The sequence below is a fragment of the Vibrio sp. 10N.286.49.B3 genome (assembly GCF_002873395.1).
GTDB lineage: Bacteria > Pseudomonadota > Gammaproteobacteria > Enterobacterales > Vibrionaceae > Vibrio.
In genome coordinates, this window is the sequence record NZ_MCUV01000046.1 from 176,509 (window position 1) to 196,318 (window position 19,810).

Sequence of the window (19,810 nt, forward strand, 5' to 3'; positions counted from 1 at the left end):
GTTCAAAATGAATTGGTTCAAAAAACCATCAATTAGAAAAATTCACTTATTCCGACACTATCGGACGAGCACCACTATCAACTAATCATTTAAGGCGTACCAATAAGATTGACAAATAATCATGACGTTTTAGCCAAAATACATTATTATCAATACCAATCAATGATTTATGTTTTTTATAAAAAAGACTAAATTAGATTTCTTGTCCTTTTTTTTGCTATACATTACCTAAATCTATGGGTAGGACTTTAAGTAACACTATTCATAACAAGCAAGAATGAATAGAATTAACAATAAAAACAACTTGAATAAAATCAGCTTACCGATGCATAACTAGGGAAATCTACGCGATCCCATAAATGACTAAATAGATCCGTTTGAGTCTGCCATTCACCCGCAACAATCCAATCAGCCAGTGCATGCGCTACGTCTGGATACCTGACCTTTTCAGCATCGTCACTGTCTAACCAGTCACGCACTTTAGACGGGTCTAAAAACGCCATACCCTGCGCCAAACCAAGCTCCTCAAGTGTTGCCACATTACTTTGCTGTTCGAACTGACCATCCAATGGTTTCAGTAGCAGCTTTTTACCTAGGGCAAGTGCCTCTGAAGGAAGTTCAAAACCACCATTGGCGATCACGCCTTGGCACTCTCTTAGATCCTGCTGAAAACCTTCAAGACCAAGCGGCTTAAGGTGAATATGATTTAGATTTACAGGCTCAATAACATCGGGATGATAACAGACGAAATTATAACCAGAGAAGCGCATCAAGAGGTCTGTGACGTTATCTAAACTCTCAAATGGCAGATAAACCAACACTAACGATGACGGTTCAATAGACTGGCTGTATGAGTGAATGATTGGCGGCAAAATCGATTGACTAAAGTGATACCAATGCAATGCCACATAGTAATCAGCAGGAGCAAAATTCTTAATCAGTTGATGATCTAGCCAGTTCATCTCTTTTTTTGGTACGTCATGTCGGAAGGCATTTTGATGGCTAATACTAATACAAGGCACTTTTTGTTGCTTAGCAGCCCAAGCAGAGATAGGTTCAAAATCATTCAACACTAAGTCATATTGGCTTAGGTCTAATTGCTTTATCTCTTTCATCAACTGTAATGGGTTATTGTTCAAAGCACTTTTGACATAGTTAACTTGACCATTTTCACTAATAAAAGTCAGCCCTTTACGCACCGTAAAATCACCAAACTCTTCCATCGCAAAAAATCGTGATTTCTCGCGACCAGAGAAAAGAAAATCCACCTCAACATCTCGCTTGGATAGTGCATGACACATCGCTCTAGCGCGTGAGATATGACCGTTACCCGTTCCTTGGACGCCGTATAATATCTTCATCTTAAATTCCTTTAATCTAACCAATCATCATTAGAGCAAATGAAGCGCTTGCCACGCCTAATACTGCACCAAGTAGTACATCACTGAGAAAGTGAACACCAAGTTGTATCCTAGATAAACCTATACAGATTGCCCATACTAGGCTCACAGCGAAAATCGCAGGGTAATAGGTCGCAATTAATGTTGCCATTACAAAGGCAGCCGCAGTGTGTCCTGACGGTAAGCTATACTGATCAGAAGGGGTAATATAAGAGGTAAATAGACCAGAAAACTCAGGGGGACGACGGCGCTTAATGCCATTTTTCATTATCCAATAAATGGGTAATTCAATCGCAAAAGCTGCTAAACCAACAATTAAAAACTGCTGACCAACTTCACCATCAAAGAAAAAGACACATAAAGCAAAAATTGCGTATAAGTGCCCGTCTCCTGTATGAGATACCGCCTTGCTCAACTGAGCTATTTGACGGCTGAAACGGTGCTGTAAACAAAAAAGGGAGAAGGCTACATCCCAACGTACAATTGGTTCAATAGTGCGCATATTGCACTCCTTGTCATCGCTATCTTTAATGTATAACCACAAACCGGATGGTATTAGATTAAATTAGAGTGATAACATGACAAGTGAGTGACAATTCAAAGTCATTGCAGTGACATTAATCGGATATTTTTTCATGCTTGTGTACTAGATCAAAATCAGCCAAAACCGCATAGGCTGCAGGGATCATAAATAGCACCAGTAAGGTCGAAGCAAAAATACCAAACACGATAGAAATGACCAAAGGTTGGATAACTAAAGCCTGCAAACTGGTCTCCATCAACAGAGGCAACAGGCCAACGGCAGTGGTCAACGAGGTTAAAAATACCGCCCTAAATCGCTCTCGACTCGCCTTAACCACAGACTGATGCACGCTATCGCCTTGATCGACATGATGACGGATATATTGCACCAACAAAATAGAGTCATTCACCACGATTCCCGCTAGCGAAACAAAGCCCATCAAACTCGGCATACTCAGTGAGTAACCCAGTAACCAATGACCAAACACCACACCAATAAACGCCAGAGGAATGGCTAACATCACCACCACAGGCTCAAGGTAACTGCGGAACTGATAACTTAGAATGGCAAACACCCCAAATAGCCCTAGTAAGAAGCCCTTACCCATTGATGAACCTGTCTTAGCTGCATCTTTGGCTTCCCCTTCAAAATCAAAGCGTAAGCCTGGGTATTTCTTCATTAGCCTTGGTGCTTCATCACGCTGAAACTGACTAACCACCGCCGATGAGCTGACAATGTTATTATCAACATCACCAAAAATAGTGATGGTGCGTAGACCATTAATCCGCTGAATTCGCACATAGTTACGCTGAAAATCCAGACTGGCAACACTGGCTAACGGGACTTGGTTGCCATTGGTGAGCATAATCGGAAAGTTGGCTAATTGCTGTAAGTCACCCGCTTGCTGTTTATTTAAGCGTACATCAATCGAGATATTTTCCACCCCGAGTTGGATTTCATCCGCTGTTTGACCATAAAATGCGGCGCGTAACTGGCTGGCAATCATCTGACCATTAACGCCAAATGTCTCCGCACCGGGTAGCAATTTGACCAATATCTCCTCTTTGCCCATACGCATGTCATCAAGTACACCGTGTACGCCATCGAGTTGATTAAGATAACGCTGGATATCAATCGAGACCGCTTTTAATTGGTCTAAATCATTATGCTGAGCACGCACTTCAATCGCTCGCCCTCCAGGTCCCATGGCGGGTTGCTTAAAGACTAAAGAGATAGGATCGGCTAGCTCCCCCACCTCCTCTCGCCAAGCAATAACAAAATCTCCCAATAAGGTATTACGGATCTCAGCACCCAGTAGATCTAAGCGTACCGTGGCTAAGTGAGGTCCCGATTCATTGGCATCAAAGTTGGTATTAAACTGCACCGTGACATGCTTAATCAGATCTTCGCCCTCTTCTGCTTGCTGACTAAAGCGACGATTCAATGTCTCTGCAGAAGCCACAATATGCTTAATTACTTCTTCCGTTTGAGACAGTGATGAGCCCGGCGGCAAAATAACCCGAGCTTCAATAATATCGCCATCTAAATCAGGAAAGGGTTGGAACTTAACCACACCACCAACAATGAGTGCAATCGAAATGAGTAGCAGCCCTAACACCCCACCTAAAAAGGCATAACGAAAAGCAACCACGCGCTCAACAGCCGTGATTAATGTAGTATTACGAAAGTGCTCAAACTTCTCTAACAACAGCACCTTAAAGCGCCAAGGTTGACGCCCCTTTTTACGGTTATTCTGCTCTTTTTTTAATGAGTGCGCTAAGTGGTTTGGCAAAATGAGAAAGGCTTCAATCAGACTTAAGCAAAGAACTAATATCAGCACTTGCGGCACTGATTTGAGCACCGCTCCCATTTGTCCATCGAGAAACAACAAGCTACCAAAGATGCACACTGTGGTTAAAAACGAAGAGAGTACGCCTGGGAAAACCTTCTTCACTCCGTTATAAACCGCATCATCAACCGACTGACCCCGCTCCAAATGAGCCGCGATGGATTCGGCGATCACAATGGCGTCATCCATCATGATCCCTATCGCCATTAATAAACCGACAAGCGACATTATATTGATCGACACACCAAGGTTCGCCATAAGAAATAGACCACCAAGAAAGGCTACCGGAAGACCTGCTGCCACCCAAAATGAGTAGCGCAAGGTAAAGAACAGCCACATGGTAGCAAAGACCAAAACAATACCTTGCCAGCCATTACGAACCATCATGGTCAATCGATCCCAAAGCAGTGACGAGAGATCATTGGTCATCGACAGTGTTACGCCATGAGGGGCAATCAGTCTCTGATCTTCAACAAACAGATTCACCTGCTCTTTAACTCTCAGCGCATCATCGGCTTTACTTTTACTGATATTAAGCACCGCTGAAGGTAACCCATCAAAGAAATACTTTTGCTCATCAAGCTCAAAACGATCGGTAATGGTCGCCACATCACGCAAGCGGATCAGCGAACCATTCTCACCTGAACTAATAACTAAGCTTTCGAGCTCTTGTGGTGTCACTCGCCTTTCATCAAAACGAATCAAAAAGTTTTTATCTGGCGTCTCAATATTACCGCTTGGCAACTTAATATTTTGTCGACCAATTTGATCGGCAATATCAGCCACGCTTAATCCCAATTGGCGAATGATGTCGCTGTTGATCTCCACCCGGTATTGGTGATCCGAAAAACCACTGATCTCCACCAGTGAGACACCATAATCGAGTTTCAGTGTACGTTTCAGATCCTCGGCATAAGCCTTTAATTCTGGCCATGTGGTTTGTGCGGTAATAGCGATATCCACCACCGGCTCATTCCAATCCAACTCTTGCACAATCGGAGACTCAATTTCGTTGGGAAAATCATTAATTGAGTTAATTTGCGTTTGTACATCCACCAGCATGCGACCAATATCAGCTTGTTCTGTTAGCTTAATGGTTAACCGCGCAGAGCCTTCCACCGCTTCACATTTGGTTTCTTCTATGTTGCCAAGCCCATCAATGGCATCTTCCATCCGCACACAAAGGCTCTCTTCTACTTCTTGTGGCGCAGCGCCTGGGTAAACAATGCTGGCCATAATATACGGGGGACTAAACTCTGGAAATGTTTCACGCTTTAAGGTCGATAGTGCTGAGAAACCAAGCAGAAGAATCGCCAACATCAACAGGTTAGCGGCCGTTGGATGACGAGAGAAAAAGCGGATCATAGTGCCGCTCCTTGTTGGCTATTTTCACCGTCAACTGGCACTGGCGTTACGGCGCTCGAATCGAGGGTTCTTAATAACATACCTTCAATCGCAGGCAGCAAATCATTGATCACGAGCTGCTCGCCATACTCAATACCCCCCTCAATCACCACTTGATTATCACGGCGATACAATATGGTCACAGGACGAATTTCCAGCTCATTATTCGAGTTCATTATATAAATGCGCTTACCATGCAAAGCTCGCTCCGGAACAGCCCAACTTGGGTTCGCTTGTCCTTCTAATTGCGCTTTAACAAACATACCATTAACTAACGCTGGCACACCCGCAGGCGATAACTGACCGTAATCTTGTTCAATTTCTAGAATAACGCCGACCGTCGCTTGGTTCATATCAACACTTTCACTAAAGCGTGCCACTTTAGCTGGCCATTTAGCGGTTAACTGGCCACTGGTTAGTTCAATACTGGCAGTGATTTCATCTCGATTTGGCTGCGCTACCCCTGTGCTATCGAGGGCAAAATCACTCAGGCTTTGGGTTAAAGTCTGAATATCATGAATAGAGAATTGCGCTTCCACCTCCATCGTGGCTATGCCCTGCGCGGTCAACATGGTCTGCTGTAAATTAACCACTTGATTGGTTTCGATATCAACACTGGCAATACGCACTGTCTGCGGCAAGGTAATCGTGGTTTTATCCAGTGCTCGCTGCGCTTCTTTGACCTTAGATTTACTCACCGCAATCACGGCATTAGCGACTTTCTTTTCATCGGGAAAGAGCGCCAATTGGTTTTCAATATCAAGCACTAACTTCTTTTGTGAAAGGTAAGCTTGCTGCTGTTGGTCAAGATCTGATTGTGAGGTTAATCCTTTCTTACGTAGATTCTGCTTACGCTCTACTTCGGTATTGCTAATCACCAAACGATTTTTCTCAATCACTAATGTTTGGCGTTGATTATCTTCTTCTTGCAGGAGCTTTTTTAACTGAGTATGGCTAGAGGCTAAATCCGCTTCAGCCTGAGTGAGCTTCAATTGGTAATCAAGAGGATCAATTTTAAGGATCACAGTATCGGCAGGAAGAATTTGTCCTTTTTCTAAATCAGGATGACGGTAAATAACCTTACCACTCACTTCAGCAATCGCCTTCCACTCAAATTTAGGCACCACTTTACCAAAACCAACCACCAGCGGAGCAATGGCTTGCAATTCCAATGGCTCGATTTCAACTAGACGCGCTCTATCGGCCGCAGGCTTAACGGGTAAATCCGATTTAAGTAGTATAGAAATGACGAGTACAACCCCCCCTACCGCCAACATAGGAAAAAAAAGAAGTTTGCGGCTTAAAGTCATGAGCGAATCCCTACCTATCTCTATGAAAATGTCGTTTTGAAAAATGAAATGCGTTGATAAAGTATCACTAATCATAATAAACCATTCAAACACTTATCGTATCGTCAATAGTAGAAATCCTTACAATTTACCGATTAAAAACAAGACAATAGTAAACGCTAATTATAGTTAACCATGCAGCATCTAAGTTAATACATTTACTTCACAACCAGATTAAAACTCCAGTTAAATTAAATAATGCAGATTAATATAAATAAAACCGCTTACAGATAAGGCAAATATTGATTTTTCCAGTTTGACGCACTAGTTAAATTGGGGTAAATATGGATTAACAAATTTTAAGGACTCTATGCTAATGATGTTTTTTTCGTCTTCTCTAAAACTCCTCCTGCTGATCGTGACTTTTACACGCGGGTAGGTTGTGGACGGAAAACACCACATACAGTCTAAAACCCGCATCCATTGCGGGTTTTTTTATAACTATTTTTTAGCACCAATTAAATGCAGCAACGTTCAACAATATGGATATACAAGCTGACTCAGTTTGATATAGCGATTACTAAAATAGAAAGTAGCGATTCATCGGCCAAAGGGATTACATATGAACAACGATCAAGTCATTATCTTCGACACGACACTACGTGATGGTGAACAGGCGTTATCCGCAAGCTTAACCGTAAAAGAGAAACTACAAATTGCGTATGCGCTAGAAAGGCTCGGCGTTGATGTCATCGAAGCGGGCTTTCCGGTTTCGTCTCCTGGTGATTTTGAATCGGTAAGAACCATTGCTCAGAATGTGAAAAATAGTCGTATCTGTGGTCTATCAAGAGCAGTGGCTAAAGATATCGACGCAGCAGCAGAAGCACTAAAAGTAGCGGAAGCATTTCGTATTCATACCTTCATTTCAACGTCGACTGTTCACGTGCAAGACAAACTACGCCGCAGTTACGATGATGTGGTCGAGATGGGCGTTAAAGCGGTAAAACATGCACGTAACTATACTGATGACGTTGAGTTTTCTTGTGAAGACGCGGGGCGTACCCCTATCGATGATCTATGCCGTATGGTCGAAGCTGCAATCCATGCAGGGGCAAGCACCATCAATATCCCAGATACTGTTGGCTACACCGTACCAAACGAATTTGGTGGCATTATTCAAACGCTATTTAACCGCGTACCCAATATTGATAAAGCGATTATTTCCGTTCACTGTCATGATGATCTAGGTATGTCTGTGGCCAACTCTATCGCTGCAGTACAAGCCGGAGCCCGTCAAGTTGAAGGGACGATTAATGGCATTGGTGAGCGTGCAGGTAACTGTTCACTGGAAGAGATTGCCATGATCCTACAGACCCGCTCTGAATTACTTGGGGTTCATACTGGTCTAAAACACGATGAAATTCATCGCACCAGTAAGCTTGTTAGTCAATTGTGCAACATGCCAATCCAGAGCAATAAAGCCATTGTCGGTGCGAACGCTTTCAGCCACTCTTCAGGTATTCACCAAGATGGCATGATCAAAAATAAAAACACCTACGAGATCATGACGCCAGAATCTATTGGTCTTAAAAATCAAGCCCTAAACCTAACCAGTCGTTCGGGTCGCGCTGCAGTGAAAAGTCATATGGATTCCATGGGCTATAAAGATGAAGAGTACAACCTAGACACGCTTTATGCCGACTTTGTTAAATTGGCGGATCGTAAAGGTCAGGTCTTTGATTACGATTTAGAAGCACTTGTGCACTTTGCCAACCTACGTGATGAAGATGACTTCTATAAGCTAAATTACCTAAGCGTTCAATCTGGCAGCGTGATGGCAACCACCAGCATCAAATTACTGTGTGGTGATGATGAACGTTGTGAAGCGGCCGTGGGTAATGGTCCTGTCGATGCGCTTTATCAGTGTATCTATAAGATCACCGGCTATGACATCGTGCTTGATAAGTTTGATTTAACGGCCAAAGGCGAAGGTGAAGACGGTCTAGGTCAAGCCAATATCATTGCTAACTACAAAGGTCGTAAATACCACGGTACAGGTCTAGCAACCGATATTATTGAAGCGTCTGGTCAAGCTTTACTGCACGTTATTAATAGCATTCATCGCGCTGATCAAATTGCTGAAATTAAGCAGAATAAAATTGCCGCGGTGTAACAGTCTCTCTCATTATGGACGCAGCAAGTAAAGCTGCGACAACCAGATTAGTAAAAAATATTAAAGGATTAACATGACGAACAAAACATACAAGATTGCAATCTTACCTGGTGATGGTATTGGCCCAGAAGTGATGCAGCAAGCGCATAAAGTTCTTGATGCGATTGAAACTAAGCACGCGATTCAATTTTCTCGTGAAGAGCATGATGTTGGTGGTATCGCGATTGATAACCACGGCTGCCCACTACCAGACAGCACAGTAAAAGGCTGTGAGCAATCGGATGCGGTTCTATTTGGTTCCGTTGGTGGTCCTAAGTGGGAACACTTGCCACCAAACGATCAACCAGAGCGTGGCGCACTACTGCCGCTACGTAAGCATTTCCAACTGTTTTGTAACCTACGTCCTGCGCAAATCCACGCTGGTCTAGAGAACTTCTCACCACTACGTGCTGATATTTCTGAGCGTGGCTTTGATATCGTTGTCGTACGTGAGCTGACTGGTGGTATTTACTTCGGTCAGCCAAAAGGACGTGAAGGTGAAGGTCCAACAGAAAAAGCGTTTGATACGGAAGTTTACCATCGCTATGAGATTGAACGCATTGCAAAAATCGCCTTTGAATCTGCTCGCCTACGTAATAAAAACGTCTACTCAATTGATAAAGCGAACGTACTGCAAAGCTCTATCCTATGGCGTGAAGTGGTTGAGGAAGTAGCAAAAGATTACCCTGATATAACGCTTAACCACATGTACATTGATAACGCGACAATGCAGCTAATCAAAGATCCATCTCAGTTTGATGTCATGCTTTGTTCTAACATTTTTGGTGACATTATCTCTGATGAGTGCGCGATGATCACCGGCTCTATGGGTATGTTGCCATCGGCGAGTTTAAATGAGAGCAAGTTTGGTTTATACGAACCAGCAGGCGGCAGCGCTCCAGATATTGCTGGCAAAGATATAGCGAACCCTGTGGCACAGATCCTATCTGCAGCATTGATGTTACGTTACAGCTTAAACGAAGAAGCGGCTGCACAAGATATTGAAAATGCAGTATCAAAAGCACTGTCTGCCGGTGAACTGACTGCCGATCTAGCCGGCAATAATCCAGCACTAACCACCTCGCAAATGGGTGACAAAATCGCTGAGTACATTTTAAACCAATAATGCGACGGCTAAGTGGTGGCACTCATATCCAATGATCACACTTAGCCTGTCACACGCACTACCCCGCCTTGAGTTACCTAGCTCAGGGCGAAAACAGATATCCCAAGGAAGCCAGAATGTCTAAAACGTTATATGAAAAAGTGTACGACGCCCACGTTGCCGTCGCTGCTGAAGGTGAAAACCCAATTCTTTATATTGACCGCCACCTTGTCCACGAAGTGACCTCACCACAAGCGTTTGATGGTCTGCGTGAAAAAGGTCGCTCGGTGCGTCAAGTAAGCAAAACATTCGCTACGATGGATCACAACGTTTCAACCCAAACCAAAGACATCAATGCTTCTGGTGAGATGGCGCGTATTCAGATGGAGACGCTGTCTAAAAACTGTGAAGAATTTGGTGTTACTCTGTACGATCTAAACCATAAATATCAAGGTATTGTCCACGTAATGGGACCAGAGCTTGGTATCACTCTACCAGGTATGACGATTGTTTGTGGCGACTCGCACACCGCAACACATGGCGCTTTTGGTTCGCTCGCATTTGGGATTGGTACTTCAGAAGTTGAGCATGTACTTGCAACGCAAACGCTAAAGCAAGCGAAAGCCAAAACCATGAAGATTGAAGTGAAAGGTAAAGTGGCAGCAGGCATTACCGCAAAAGATATCGTACTCGCGATTATCGGCAAAACCACCGCTGCTGGCGGCACTGGCTACGTGGTTGAGTTTTGTGGAGAAGCGATTACTGACCTATCAATGGAAGGTCGTATGACCGTGTGTAACATGGCGATTGAGTTAGGCGCTAAAGCGGGTCTAATCGCACCGGATGACACTACGTTTGATTACATTAAAGATCGTAAATTCTCACCACAAGGCGCTGATTTTGATGCTGCCGTTGCTTACTGGAAAACGCTAAAAACCGATGATGATGCTCAATTTGATGCTGTTGTAACGTTAAACGCTAGCGAGATCCAGCCACAAGTGACATGGGGTACAAACCCAGGCCAAGTTATTGCGGTTAATGCTGAGATCCCAGCACCAAGTAGTTTTACTGACCCTGTAGAGAAAACATCGGCAGAAAAAGCCTTGGCTTACATGGGGCTAGAAGCGGGCAAGAAACTATCGGATTACAACGTCGATAAAGTCTTTGTCGGTTCTTGTACTAACTCTCGCATCGAAGATATGCGCGCTGCCGCTGCCGTTGCGAAAGGTCGTCAAGTGGCTAAGCATGTTCAAGCGCTTATCGTACCTGGCTCGGAGCAAGTAAAAGCACAAGCTGAAGCGGAAGGTCTAGATATTATCTTTAAGGAAGCCGGTTTTGAGTGGCGTTTACCAGGTTGTTCTATGTGCCTAGCAATGAACAATGACCGTTTAGGGCCACAAGAGCGCTGTGCTTCAACCTCGAACCGCAACTTTGAAGGTCGCCAAGGTCGTGATGGTCGCACCCACTTGGTGAGCCCTGCCATGGCAGCAGCGGCGGCAATTGCTGGTCACTTTGTTGATATTAGAACGATTACAGAACAAGCGTAAAAGGAATACATCATGTCAGGTTTTCAACAACATACAGGCTTAGTCGTTCCTTTAGATACGGCAAATATTGATACCGATGCCATCATCCCGAAGCAGTTTTTACAAAAAGTAAATCGCATTGGTTTTGGTCAGCACCTTTTTCACGACTGGCGTTTTCTTGATGATGCTGGTAAGCAACCGAACCCAGAATTTGTGATGAATGCACCACGCTACCAAGGCGCGAGCATTCTATTAGCCCGCGAAAACTTTGGTTGTGGTTCATCTCGTGAGCATGCTCCTTGGGCGCTCGCTGACTATGGTATTCAGGTGATGATTGCGCCAAGTTTTGCCGATATTTTCTATGGCAACTCCATCAATAACCAGATGGTTCCAGTACGCTTAACTGAAGCTGAAGTGGATGAAATCTTCCAATTTGTCGCAGCGAATGAAGGTGCACAAATCACGGTGGATTTAGAAGCGATGCTGGTGAGTGCAAACGGTAAGCAATACTCGTTTGAAATTGATAGCTTCCGTCGTCACTGCTTGCTAAATGGCTTAGATAACATAGGTCTAACGCTGCAGCATGCCGATAAGATTTCAGCATATGAAGCGCAGATCCCAAGCTTTCTACGCTAAGCGTTAGTTAGTTAGTTAGTTAGTTAGTTAGTTAGTTAGCCCCAACTCACACACTCAAAAGGCAGAGAACAAAGCGTTTTCTGCCTTTTTTATTTTATTTGCCACCATAAGTAATTTTTTTTGCTGCTTTCAGGTCTACTCTTTTAATCATTACTCTCCTTAAGTTACTTAAATGGAGAGATAAAAAAGAATTTGCCCCACCTATCGGGAAAAATGTGTTCAACGTAACGAACATAAATAGGCATGGATGCCTATTTCTAAGCGAACAGGGATGTCTTGAGCGGTTCGTGGAGTTGAATCCATTTTGTACATATCACTGAATGTAAGCGGCATTAATAAAATGAGTCACAGCTAGGGAGCTAGAAATGAAATATATCATCAGTATCGTAATGGCCATGGTTTCACTCTCAAGTTGGGCAAGCCCGAAAGCGGAGTTATGGCCTTTCTGGCAAGTAAGCAATGAAGCCAATAGCAGCACTATCTCCCACCAAGCGTGGCAAACTATTTTAGATAACAACCTACAACAGCAAGGTCAACAGACACTGTTTGATTACGCAGGTATTAACTCTAAAGACAAACAGAGCCTTAGCAACTACCTAAATCAACTGCAACGCCTTGACCCACGCCAATACAACAAAGCGGAACAATACGCCTATTGGGTCAACCTCTATAACGCACTGACCGTGAAACTGATCATCGACAACTACCCAATAAGCTCAATCACCAAACTCGGTGGACTATTTAGCTTTGGACCTTGGGGAGAGGAAATAACGACTGTAGCAGGCAAGTCACTGAGCCTGAATGATATTGAGCACCGTATCTTGCGCCCTATTTGGCAAGACGCTCGTACTCACTATGCTGTCAATTGCGCCAGCTTAGGTTGCCCAAATTTACAAACCTATGCCTTTACCGCCAGCAATACTCAAGCGCTATTAGAGCAAGCTGCAACACAGTTTATTAATAGTGACAAAGGGGTGAAATTTAGCGGAAACAAACTGCAGCTTTCATCGATTTATGAATGGTTTATTGATGACTTTGGTTCTCAAGCCGATTTATTTAGCCACTTAAAAACCTATCGTGCTGACTTTAAAGTGCCGCCAGGAAAAATCTCTTACGAGTACGATTGGCAGCTTAATAATAAATAATGCCCCAGCCTAAACGAACAAGGTGATCTTGAGTTACCTACAAGATCACCTTTATATTGTTTAGACGATTAGAGACTGACTAAGCAAAACTATTTAAAATCTTTCGCTTTTTTAATGATGTCATACGCACTCTGGATCTCTTGTGCTTTCTCTTTTGCAACGTTGATCATCTCAGGTGGTAAACCTTTTGCCATCAACTTATCAGGGTGATGCTCATTCATCAGTTTACGGTAAGCGCGCTTAATCGTTTTGCTCTCTGCATCTTCTTCAATGCCTAGCACTTTATAAGCATCGGCCAACTGGTTTGCTGATGACGCTTGTTGCCAACTGCCCCCACCTTGCTGACCGCCGCCCTGCTGAAAACGAAACGCGGCTTCTTGTGCTTGCAAACGTTGCTCTAATTGCGCAGCCGAAAAGCCGAGACCTTGAGCAATAATATGTAAGACATCACGTTCGCTTGGGTGCAAATTACCATCGGCAAACGCTGCTGAAATTTGTAACTCCAAAAAGAACTGCAATAAGTCGAAGCGACCAGCCGCTGAAATTCGCACGCCTTCCAGTGTTTCTTTAAGAGGAAAGCCTGGCTCTTTACCTTCACGGAAAGCATTTTGCGCGGCACGACGCTGCTCCGGCGTTAAGTTCATGCGGTGCATAATGGTGGTGGCTAAATGAATTTCGTTTTGGGTAACTTGCCCTTTCGCTTTAGCAACATGCCCCATCACCGAAAACCCAGCTCTAAAAAAGGCTTGTTGACGCTCAACTTGATTGGGACCTTGCCCAAACCCCGAGGTTCTAAATCCACCACGAGCGAGGCGGCGGGCTTTATCAAACTGGTGACCAAGAAAGGCGCCAAAAATAGCACCTAAAACGTTACCAAACATAAAGCCAAAAAAGATGCCTAAAATCTTACCCAAAAAATACACTCCTCTTATCTTCCTTGCACTTGTAATGAAATTTTCATGAGTTAACGCGGTCTTATAGTGCCGTATCCATTTATTTCCTTTATTATAAGGAAAGAGATGTTTTTTATACTACTCTGATTTTAGAGTAATCCGTACGTTAGTGACACAGGATAGTTTAACTGCATGCAATGTTTTTCTCGCACATTTTTAGCCGCTTCAATAAGTGCTGCTATCTTCGTGCCTACTACTCAGGCAAATACTACGTTTGATGATAAGCAAAAAATGCCGATTATCGATCAATGCTTAGTCGATACCTCAACCTCAACGGATGAACCTATCGATGAAACTCAGCTTCCTGTGACCGTAGAAGCCGATGGTTTAGAAGCTATCAATGGCGAAAAGCTAATCTACTCAGGTAATGTTAATGTTACCCAAGGCAGCAAAAAAGTGACTGCCGACAGCGTGACCTACCATCAAGTTGACAACATTGCCGTCGCCGAAGGTAATGTTACTTTCAACGATGGTCAGATTGCCACTAAGTCAGATAAAGTCACTAACAACCTGGCAGCTGACGAGTTCTCTCTAGAGAATACCGAATATAAGTTCCTTTGTGAACAGGGGCGAGGCAATGCGGCTTATATCGCTAAGACTGGTAAAGCGATCTACGAACTGGAAGATGGCTCATTAACCTCTTGCCCTGAAGGCGATCGCTCATGGCGCATGATTGCTGGTCATATTGAAGTGGATCAAGATGAAGAGGTCGCGACCTTCCATCATGCCAAGCTTGAAGTCATGGATGTTCCTGTCTTCTATACGCCTTATCTCACGCTGCCTATCGGTGACAGTCGTAAAACGGGTCTCTTATTCCCAAGTATCTCTTATGGCTCGAGTGATGGTGTCGAATTTGAAATCCCTATTTACTGGAATATAGCACCTAATTATGACGCTGAGTTTAACGTTCATTACATGCAGCAGCGTGGTGTTAAGTTTGATGGTGATTTCCGCTATTTGACTGATGGATATGGTAAAGGTGAGGTAAAAACTGAATTTCTTGTCGACGATCAAAAATACACCGACCAAGCTTCTCGTTGGGGCTTCCAGTATGAGCACAGCGGCATTATTAACCAACACTGGAAGGTCTCTACCGATTTCTCAAGAGTAAGTGATGTTGACTATTTCCGTGATTTAGATTCCAACATCGGTAACCGTGAAGATGGTCAACTAATACAAGAAGGGAGTATTGCTTACCGTACTAATAACTGGGATATGTCTTTGTTAGTACGTGACTTCCAAGTATTACTGGAAGACGATGCACTGCCTTATCGCATCATGCCACAAATTGCCTTTAACTATTACACGCCGGTATGGAATAACAAAATCACCTTCGATGTAAAAAGTCAGTTAAGCCAATTTGAAACCGATGATGAGACTCAACCTTCAGCACTGCGCGTTCACGTTGAGCCTGGTATCACAATTCCTATCTCGTCCACTTGGGCGACATGGACTACGGAAGCGCGCTTACTGGCAACACACTACCAACAAGATTTTGATGGCATCATAGAGAATAGTGATGGTAGTGAGAGAAAGCTCGATGAAACCGTCACTCGTGTTTTACCCGAAATACGCACCTATGCGGGCGTCTACCTAGAGCGAGATACCACGATTTGGGGTGGCTACACACAGACTCTAGAACCTAAAATTCAGTATTTATATGTTCCTGAAACGGATCAATCCAATATTTATGAATACGATACAACCCTCTTACAAACCGATTATTATGGTCTGTTCCGTAGCCGTAAATACAGCAGTATCGATAAAGTTGCAGCAGCAAACCAAGTGACTTACGGCGCGACAACTCGCTTTTTTGATGAAGATAACAAAGAGCGTTTAAACATCTCATTTGGACAAATTTATTATATTGATAAAACCACCAAGCTGACAGGTAGTGACCAAAGCGAGCAAAGCAACTACTCATCATGGGCCGTTGAAGCTGACTTTAACTTTAATGACTACCTGTTTTACCATGGTGGCATACAGTACGATGTCGACCTTTCGTCAATGCAGTTAGCCAATAGCACACTTGAGTATCAATTCAAAAAAGGCTTTGTTCAGGCGAACTATCGCTACGTAACGAAGGAATACATCGAAGACACCATCAATTTTGACCTTGATAATGTGACCAATGACGGGATATCACAAGCTGGTATTGTCGCAGCGTATCAAATCAATAACAATTGGTCGGCAAGCGGTCAATATTACTATGATATGACTGAACAGACAGAGCTTGAATGGTTAGCAAATTTACGTTACCAATCGGATTGTTGGTATATTGGCTTTACTTACTCTAATCAAATTCGTGGTTGGAATGGTAACTTAGGTGCTTCAGGTTCACAGCCTGATTATGAAAGCAACTTAAGCGTCAACTTTGGTATCCAAGGCTTTTCAACCAATACCGCGGCAAACAGTGCTGTCCGAGACTTTGATAGCTCAGATAATGCGATTGAATACGGTCGCCCATTTTACTTAAATGATTAATTTATTGGCTCATACTGAAATGAGCCATCATCGAAAAATAGGACTTTTAATGAATTCGTGGAAACGCATCCTGCTAAGCATGACGGTTGCTTTTAGTGCCTCATACGTTACTGCTGCCCCTGTCTCTTTAGATAAAGTGTCAGTGATTGTGAATGATGGTGTCATTTTACAAAGTGATATTGATACTGCATTAAAAACTCTCAGTGCCAATGCAAGAAAAAATGGTCAAACGCTTCCTGATGATGACATTCTGCATGAACAAGTCTTAGAAAAACTGATCATTGATACGGTTCAGACCCAAGAAGCGGATCGTATCGGCGTTAAGATTGATGACGCTCGACTTAACCAAGCGATTGCTGAAATTGCTCGTGATAATGAACAAACACTCGAAGAGTTATCGGCATCTGTTGCACAAGAAGGGCTTACTTACTCGGCCTTTCGTGAGCAAGTGCGTAAAGAGATAGCAGCCAGTGAAGCACGTAATGCTATGGTTCGTCGTCGCGTCAATATTTTACCTGCTGAAGTTGATAACCTTGCCAATCTACTTGCACAAGAGACCAATGCGAGCGTGCAATATCAAATTAGCCATATCCAACTTCGTTTCCAAGAAGATGAAGATAAATCCATCCTTGAGCAGCAAGCTGAAGAGATTGTCGACCAGCTAAATAATGGCGCTGATTTTAGCACGATGGCTTACACCTACTCTAAAGGGCCAAAAGCACTAGAAGGTGGTGATTGGGGTTGGATGCAAAAAGAAGAGATGCCCACTATTTTTGCCGACCAAATCAATCTGCAAAATAAAGGGAGTATTATTGGTCCGTTTCGCAGCGGTGCTGGTTTCCACATTTTAAAAATTGAAGATGTAAAAGGACTAGAAACGGTTGCGGTGACTGAGGTTAATGCTCGTCATATCTTAATCAAACCAACGCTGATTTTAAGTGATATTGGTGTACAAAAGCAGCTTAATGAAATCATTCGTGAGATAAAAAGTGGTGAAGCGACTTTTGCTCAACTAGCCGAGCAATACAGCCAAGACCCAGGCTCAGCAGCACAAGAAGGTGAACTAGGTTATCAAACACCTGATCTGTATGTACCTGAGTTCAAATACCAAGTTGAAACTCTACCTATTGGTCAAATCAGTGAACCTTTTGAGACGGTACACGGCTGGCACATTGTAGAAGTACTGGATCGTCGTGAAGTTGACCGCACTGACTCTGCCATTAAGAACAAAGCTTACCGCATCCTGTTTAACCGTAAGTTTAATGAAGAAGCAAGCACTTGGTTACAAGAACTACGCGCCAGTGCCTTTGTTGAAATTATCGGAGAGCACGATGATAACTAAGATCCGACGCATTGTTGTTACGGCCGGTGAGCCTGCAGGTATTGGTCCGGACTTAGTCTTAGCGTTATCGCAAGAAGATTGGCCGCATCAGATTGTCGTATGTGCTGATAAAAGCATGTTAGACGCTCGTGCCAAGCAACTGGGGATTGACGTTGAATTAATGGATTACGACCCAACGTTAGCACCGCAAGCACAGCGAGCTGGTACGCTAATTGTTGATCACATCGCATTAAAAACACCGGTGAAAGCGGGTTGTTTAGATGCATCTAACGGTCACTATGTATTAAATACATTAGAAAGAGCCGCTTCAGGCTGTATGAATGATGAATTTGATGCTATTGTCACCGGTCCTGTACATAAGGCCATCATTAACCAAGCTCAGGACGCATCGAGTGACTACTCTGAATTTTTTAGTGGCCACACTGAGTTCTTTGCTGAGAAATCTAATACACCACTTGTGGTAATGATGTTGGCTACAGAAGGATTGCGTGTTGCGCTGGTTACAACACACATTCCTCTCGCTAAGATCCCTGAAGCAGTAACGAAAGAGCGGTTAGAAAAAATCATCCGTATCCTTCATCAGGACTTAGTTGAAAAGTTTGCGATAGAAAATCCATCTATCTATGTATGCGGACTTAATCCACATGCAGGAGAAGATGGCTGTTTAGGCGATGAGGAGATCAAAACGATCACCCCAACCTTAGATAGAATGAGACAGCAAGATGGTATGAACCTGATTGGCCCGTTGCCAGCAGATACCATCTTTAACGACAAGTATTTGCAAGAAGCAGATGCTGTTTTAGGAATGTATCACGACCAAGTATTGCCTGTATTGAAATATAAAGGCTTTGGTCGTTCCGTAAACATTACTCTTGGTCTACCCTTTATTCGTACATCGGTTGATCATGGTACTGCTTTAGATTTGGCTGGTACTGGTCAAGCGGATACAGGGAGCTTTAGAACAGCGCTCACGCACGCGATTGAATTAGTAGAGAAAAAAGCATGAGAAATGATGTCCACTTAGGACACAAAGCGCGTAAACGTTTTGGTCAAAACTTCCTTAACGACCCATTTATTATTGATGGTATCGTTTCTTCGATTAACCCACTACCAGGGCAAAACTTGGTAGAGATCGGTCCTGGCCTTGGCGCTATCACCGAGCCAGTTGGTCGTTTAACGGATAAATTTACGGTCATTGAACTTGACCGTGATTTAGCAGAGCGTCTACGTAACCACCCTGAATTGGCAGATAAACTGACGATTCATGAAGGCGATGCAATGCGCTTTGACTTTACTCAACTGGTAAAGCCAAACAACAAATTACGCATCTTTGGTAACTTACCATATAACATCTCTACCCCATTGATGTTCCACCTTTTTGAGTTCCATAAAGACATTCAAGATATGCACTTTATGCTACAAAAAGAAGTGGTTAACCGTCTAGCTGCAGGTCCAGGTACAAAGGCTTACGGTCGTCTAACGGTGATGGCTCAGTACTACTGTAAAGTGGTTCCTGTTCTAGAAGTGCCACCAACAGCGTTTGTTCCGCCACCTAAGGTAGACTCTGCAGTTGTACGTCTAATGCCATACGAAACTCTGCCATACCCAGCGAAAAGCTTAAAATGGTTAGATCGCGTCTGTCGTGAAGGCTTCAACCAACGCCGTAAAACAGTACGTAACTGTTACCGTGCGCTTATTGATGTTGAAGTACTAGAAGAGCTAGGTATCAACCCTGGTCTACGTCCAGAGAACTTAACTCTGGAGCAATTTGTCGATATGGCAAACTGGCTGGAAGCCAACCATAGCAGCTAGGTCAATAGTAGCTAGGTCAATAGTAGCTAGGTCAATAGTAGCTAGGTGAAATGAGTTCGCCTATATAAACTATACTAAGTGTTGTAGCACAAATAAGCTGCAGCACTTATATTGTTTACCTTAATAAGTT

Annotated in this window: 14 protein-coding genes; 9 read left to right on the plus strand and 5 right to left on the minus strand. The window is 43.5% G+C overall.

Annotation, left to right across the window (positions count from 1 at the left end; translation table 11 throughout):
* Positions 1 to 314: 314 nt before the first annotated feature.
* From BCU68_RS15090 to BCU68_RS15105, 4 genes are all read right to left on the minus strand, one after another.
* Complete coding sequence (locus BCU68_RS15090; RefSeq protein ID WP_102565566.1) at positions 315 to 1,361, minus strand: MJ1255/VC2487 family glycosyltransferase; 1,047 nt, start codon at positions 1,359 to 1,361, stop codon at positions 315 to 317.
* A 16-nt stretch (positions 1,362 to 1,377) separates the two neighbouring features.
* A complete protein-coding gene (locus BCU68_RS15095; RefSeq protein ID WP_102565567.1) occupies positions 1,378 to 1,902 on the minus strand; it encodes a phosphatase PAP2 family protein in 525 nt (174 codons plus the stop codon).
* Between the two features lie 115 nt (positions 1,903 to 2,017).
* The gene (locus BCU68_RS15100) at positions 2,018 to 5,137 is read right to left on the minus strand and encodes an efflux RND transporter permease subunit (protein WP_102565568.1); all 3,120 of its coding nucleotides are present in this window, start codon (positions 5,135 to 5,137) and stop codon (positions 2,018 to 2,020) included.
* Positions 5,134 to 6,486: an HlyD family secretion protein gene (locus tag BCU68_RS15105; RefSeq protein ID WP_102565569.1), complete on the minus strand. Its 1,353-nt coding sequence runs from the start codon at positions 6,484 to 6,486 to the stop codon at positions 5,134 to 5,136. Before BCU68_RS15105 ends, BCU68_RS15100 begins: the two co-directional genes overlap by 4 nt.
* A gap of 601 nt (positions 6,487 to 7,087) precedes the next feature.
* Between BCU68_RS15105 and leuA the strand changes: the two genes are divergently transcribed.
* From leuA to BCU68_RS15130, 5 genes are all read left to right on the plus strand, one after another.
* Positions 7,088 to 8,638, plus strand: coding sequence for a 2-isopropylmalate synthase (gene leuA, locus BCU68_RS15110; protein WP_102565570.1), 1,551 nt, complete (start codon positions 7,088 to 7,090; stop codon positions 8,636 to 8,638).
* A gap of 73 nt (positions 8,639 to 8,711) precedes the next feature.
* Entirely contained in the window at positions 8,712 to 9,803 is a 1,092-nt protein-coding gene (gene leuB / locus BCU68_RS15115; protein WP_102565571.1) for a 3-isopropylmalate dehydrogenase, read from the plus strand.
* Between the two features lie 116 nt (positions 9,804 to 9,919).
* Positions 9,920 to 11,329 (plus strand): 3-isopropylmalate dehydratase large subunit, encoded by a 1,410-nt coding sequence (gene leuC / locus BCU68_RS15120; RefSeq protein WP_102565572.1) that lies wholly within the window; start codon positions 9,920 to 9,922, stop codon positions 11,327 to 11,329.
* Between the two features lie 12 nt (positions 11,330 to 11,341).
* On the plus strand, positions 11,342 to 11,944 hold the full coding sequence (gene leuD / locus BCU68_RS15125) for a 3-isopropylmalate dehydratase small subunit (RefSeq protein ID WP_102565573.1): 603 nt from the start codon (positions 11,342 to 11,344) through the stop codon (positions 11,942 to 11,944).
* Positions 11,945 to 12,309: 365 nt separating this feature from the next.
* Positions 12,310 to 13,089 carry a DUF547 domain-containing protein gene (locus BCU68_RS15130; protein ID WP_102565574.1) on the plus strand — a complete coding sequence of 260 codons (780 nt, stop codon included), beginning with the start codon at positions 12,310 to 12,312 and terminating at the stop codon, positions 13,087 to 13,089.
* Positions 13,090 to 13,178: 89 nt separating this feature from the next.
* Here the strand turns inward: BCU68_RS15130 and djlA are convergent, their stop codons facing one another.
* The gene (gene djlA / locus BCU68_RS15135) at positions 13,179 to 14,012 is read right to left on the minus strand and encodes a co-chaperone DjlA (protein WP_102565575.1); all 834 of its coding nucleotides are present in this window, start codon (positions 14,010 to 14,012) and stop codon (positions 13,179 to 13,181) included.
* A 162-nt stretch (positions 14,013 to 14,174) separates the two neighbouring features.
* Between djlA and lptD the strand changes: the two genes are divergently transcribed.
* From lptD to rsmA, 4 genes are read left to right on the plus strand one after another with little or no spacing between them, the layout of a single operon-like run.
* Positions 14,175 to 16,526, plus strand: a complete 2,352-nt coding sequence (gene lptD, locus BCU68_RS15140; protein ID WP_102565576.1) for an LPS assembly protein LptD — start codon at positions 14,175 to 14,177, stop codon at positions 16,524 to 16,526.
* A gap of 49 nt (positions 16,527 to 16,575) precedes the next feature.
* Positions 16,576 to 17,868: a peptidylprolyl isomerase SurA gene (surA, locus tag BCU68_RS15145; RefSeq protein ID WP_102565577.1), complete on the plus strand. Its 1,293-nt coding sequence runs from the start codon at positions 16,576 to 16,578 to the stop codon at positions 17,866 to 17,868.
* Positions 17,858 to 18,874, plus strand: a complete 1,017-nt coding sequence (pdxA, locus tag BCU68_RS15150; protein WP_102565578.1) for a 4-hydroxythreonine-4-phosphate dehydrogenase PdxA — start codon at positions 17,858 to 17,860, stop codon at positions 18,872 to 18,874. Before surA ends, pdxA begins: the two co-directional genes overlap by 11 nt.
* A complete protein-coding gene (rsmA, locus tag BCU68_RS15155) occupies positions 18,871 to 19,680 on the plus strand; it encodes a 16S rRNA (adenine(1518)-N(6)/adenine(1519)-N(6))-dimethyltransferase RsmA (RefSeq protein WP_102565579.1) in 810 nt (269 codons plus the stop codon). The genes pdxA and rsmA overlap by 4 nt, the downstream gene beginning before the upstream one ends.
* Positions 19,681 to 19,810 lie beyond the last annotated feature (130 nt).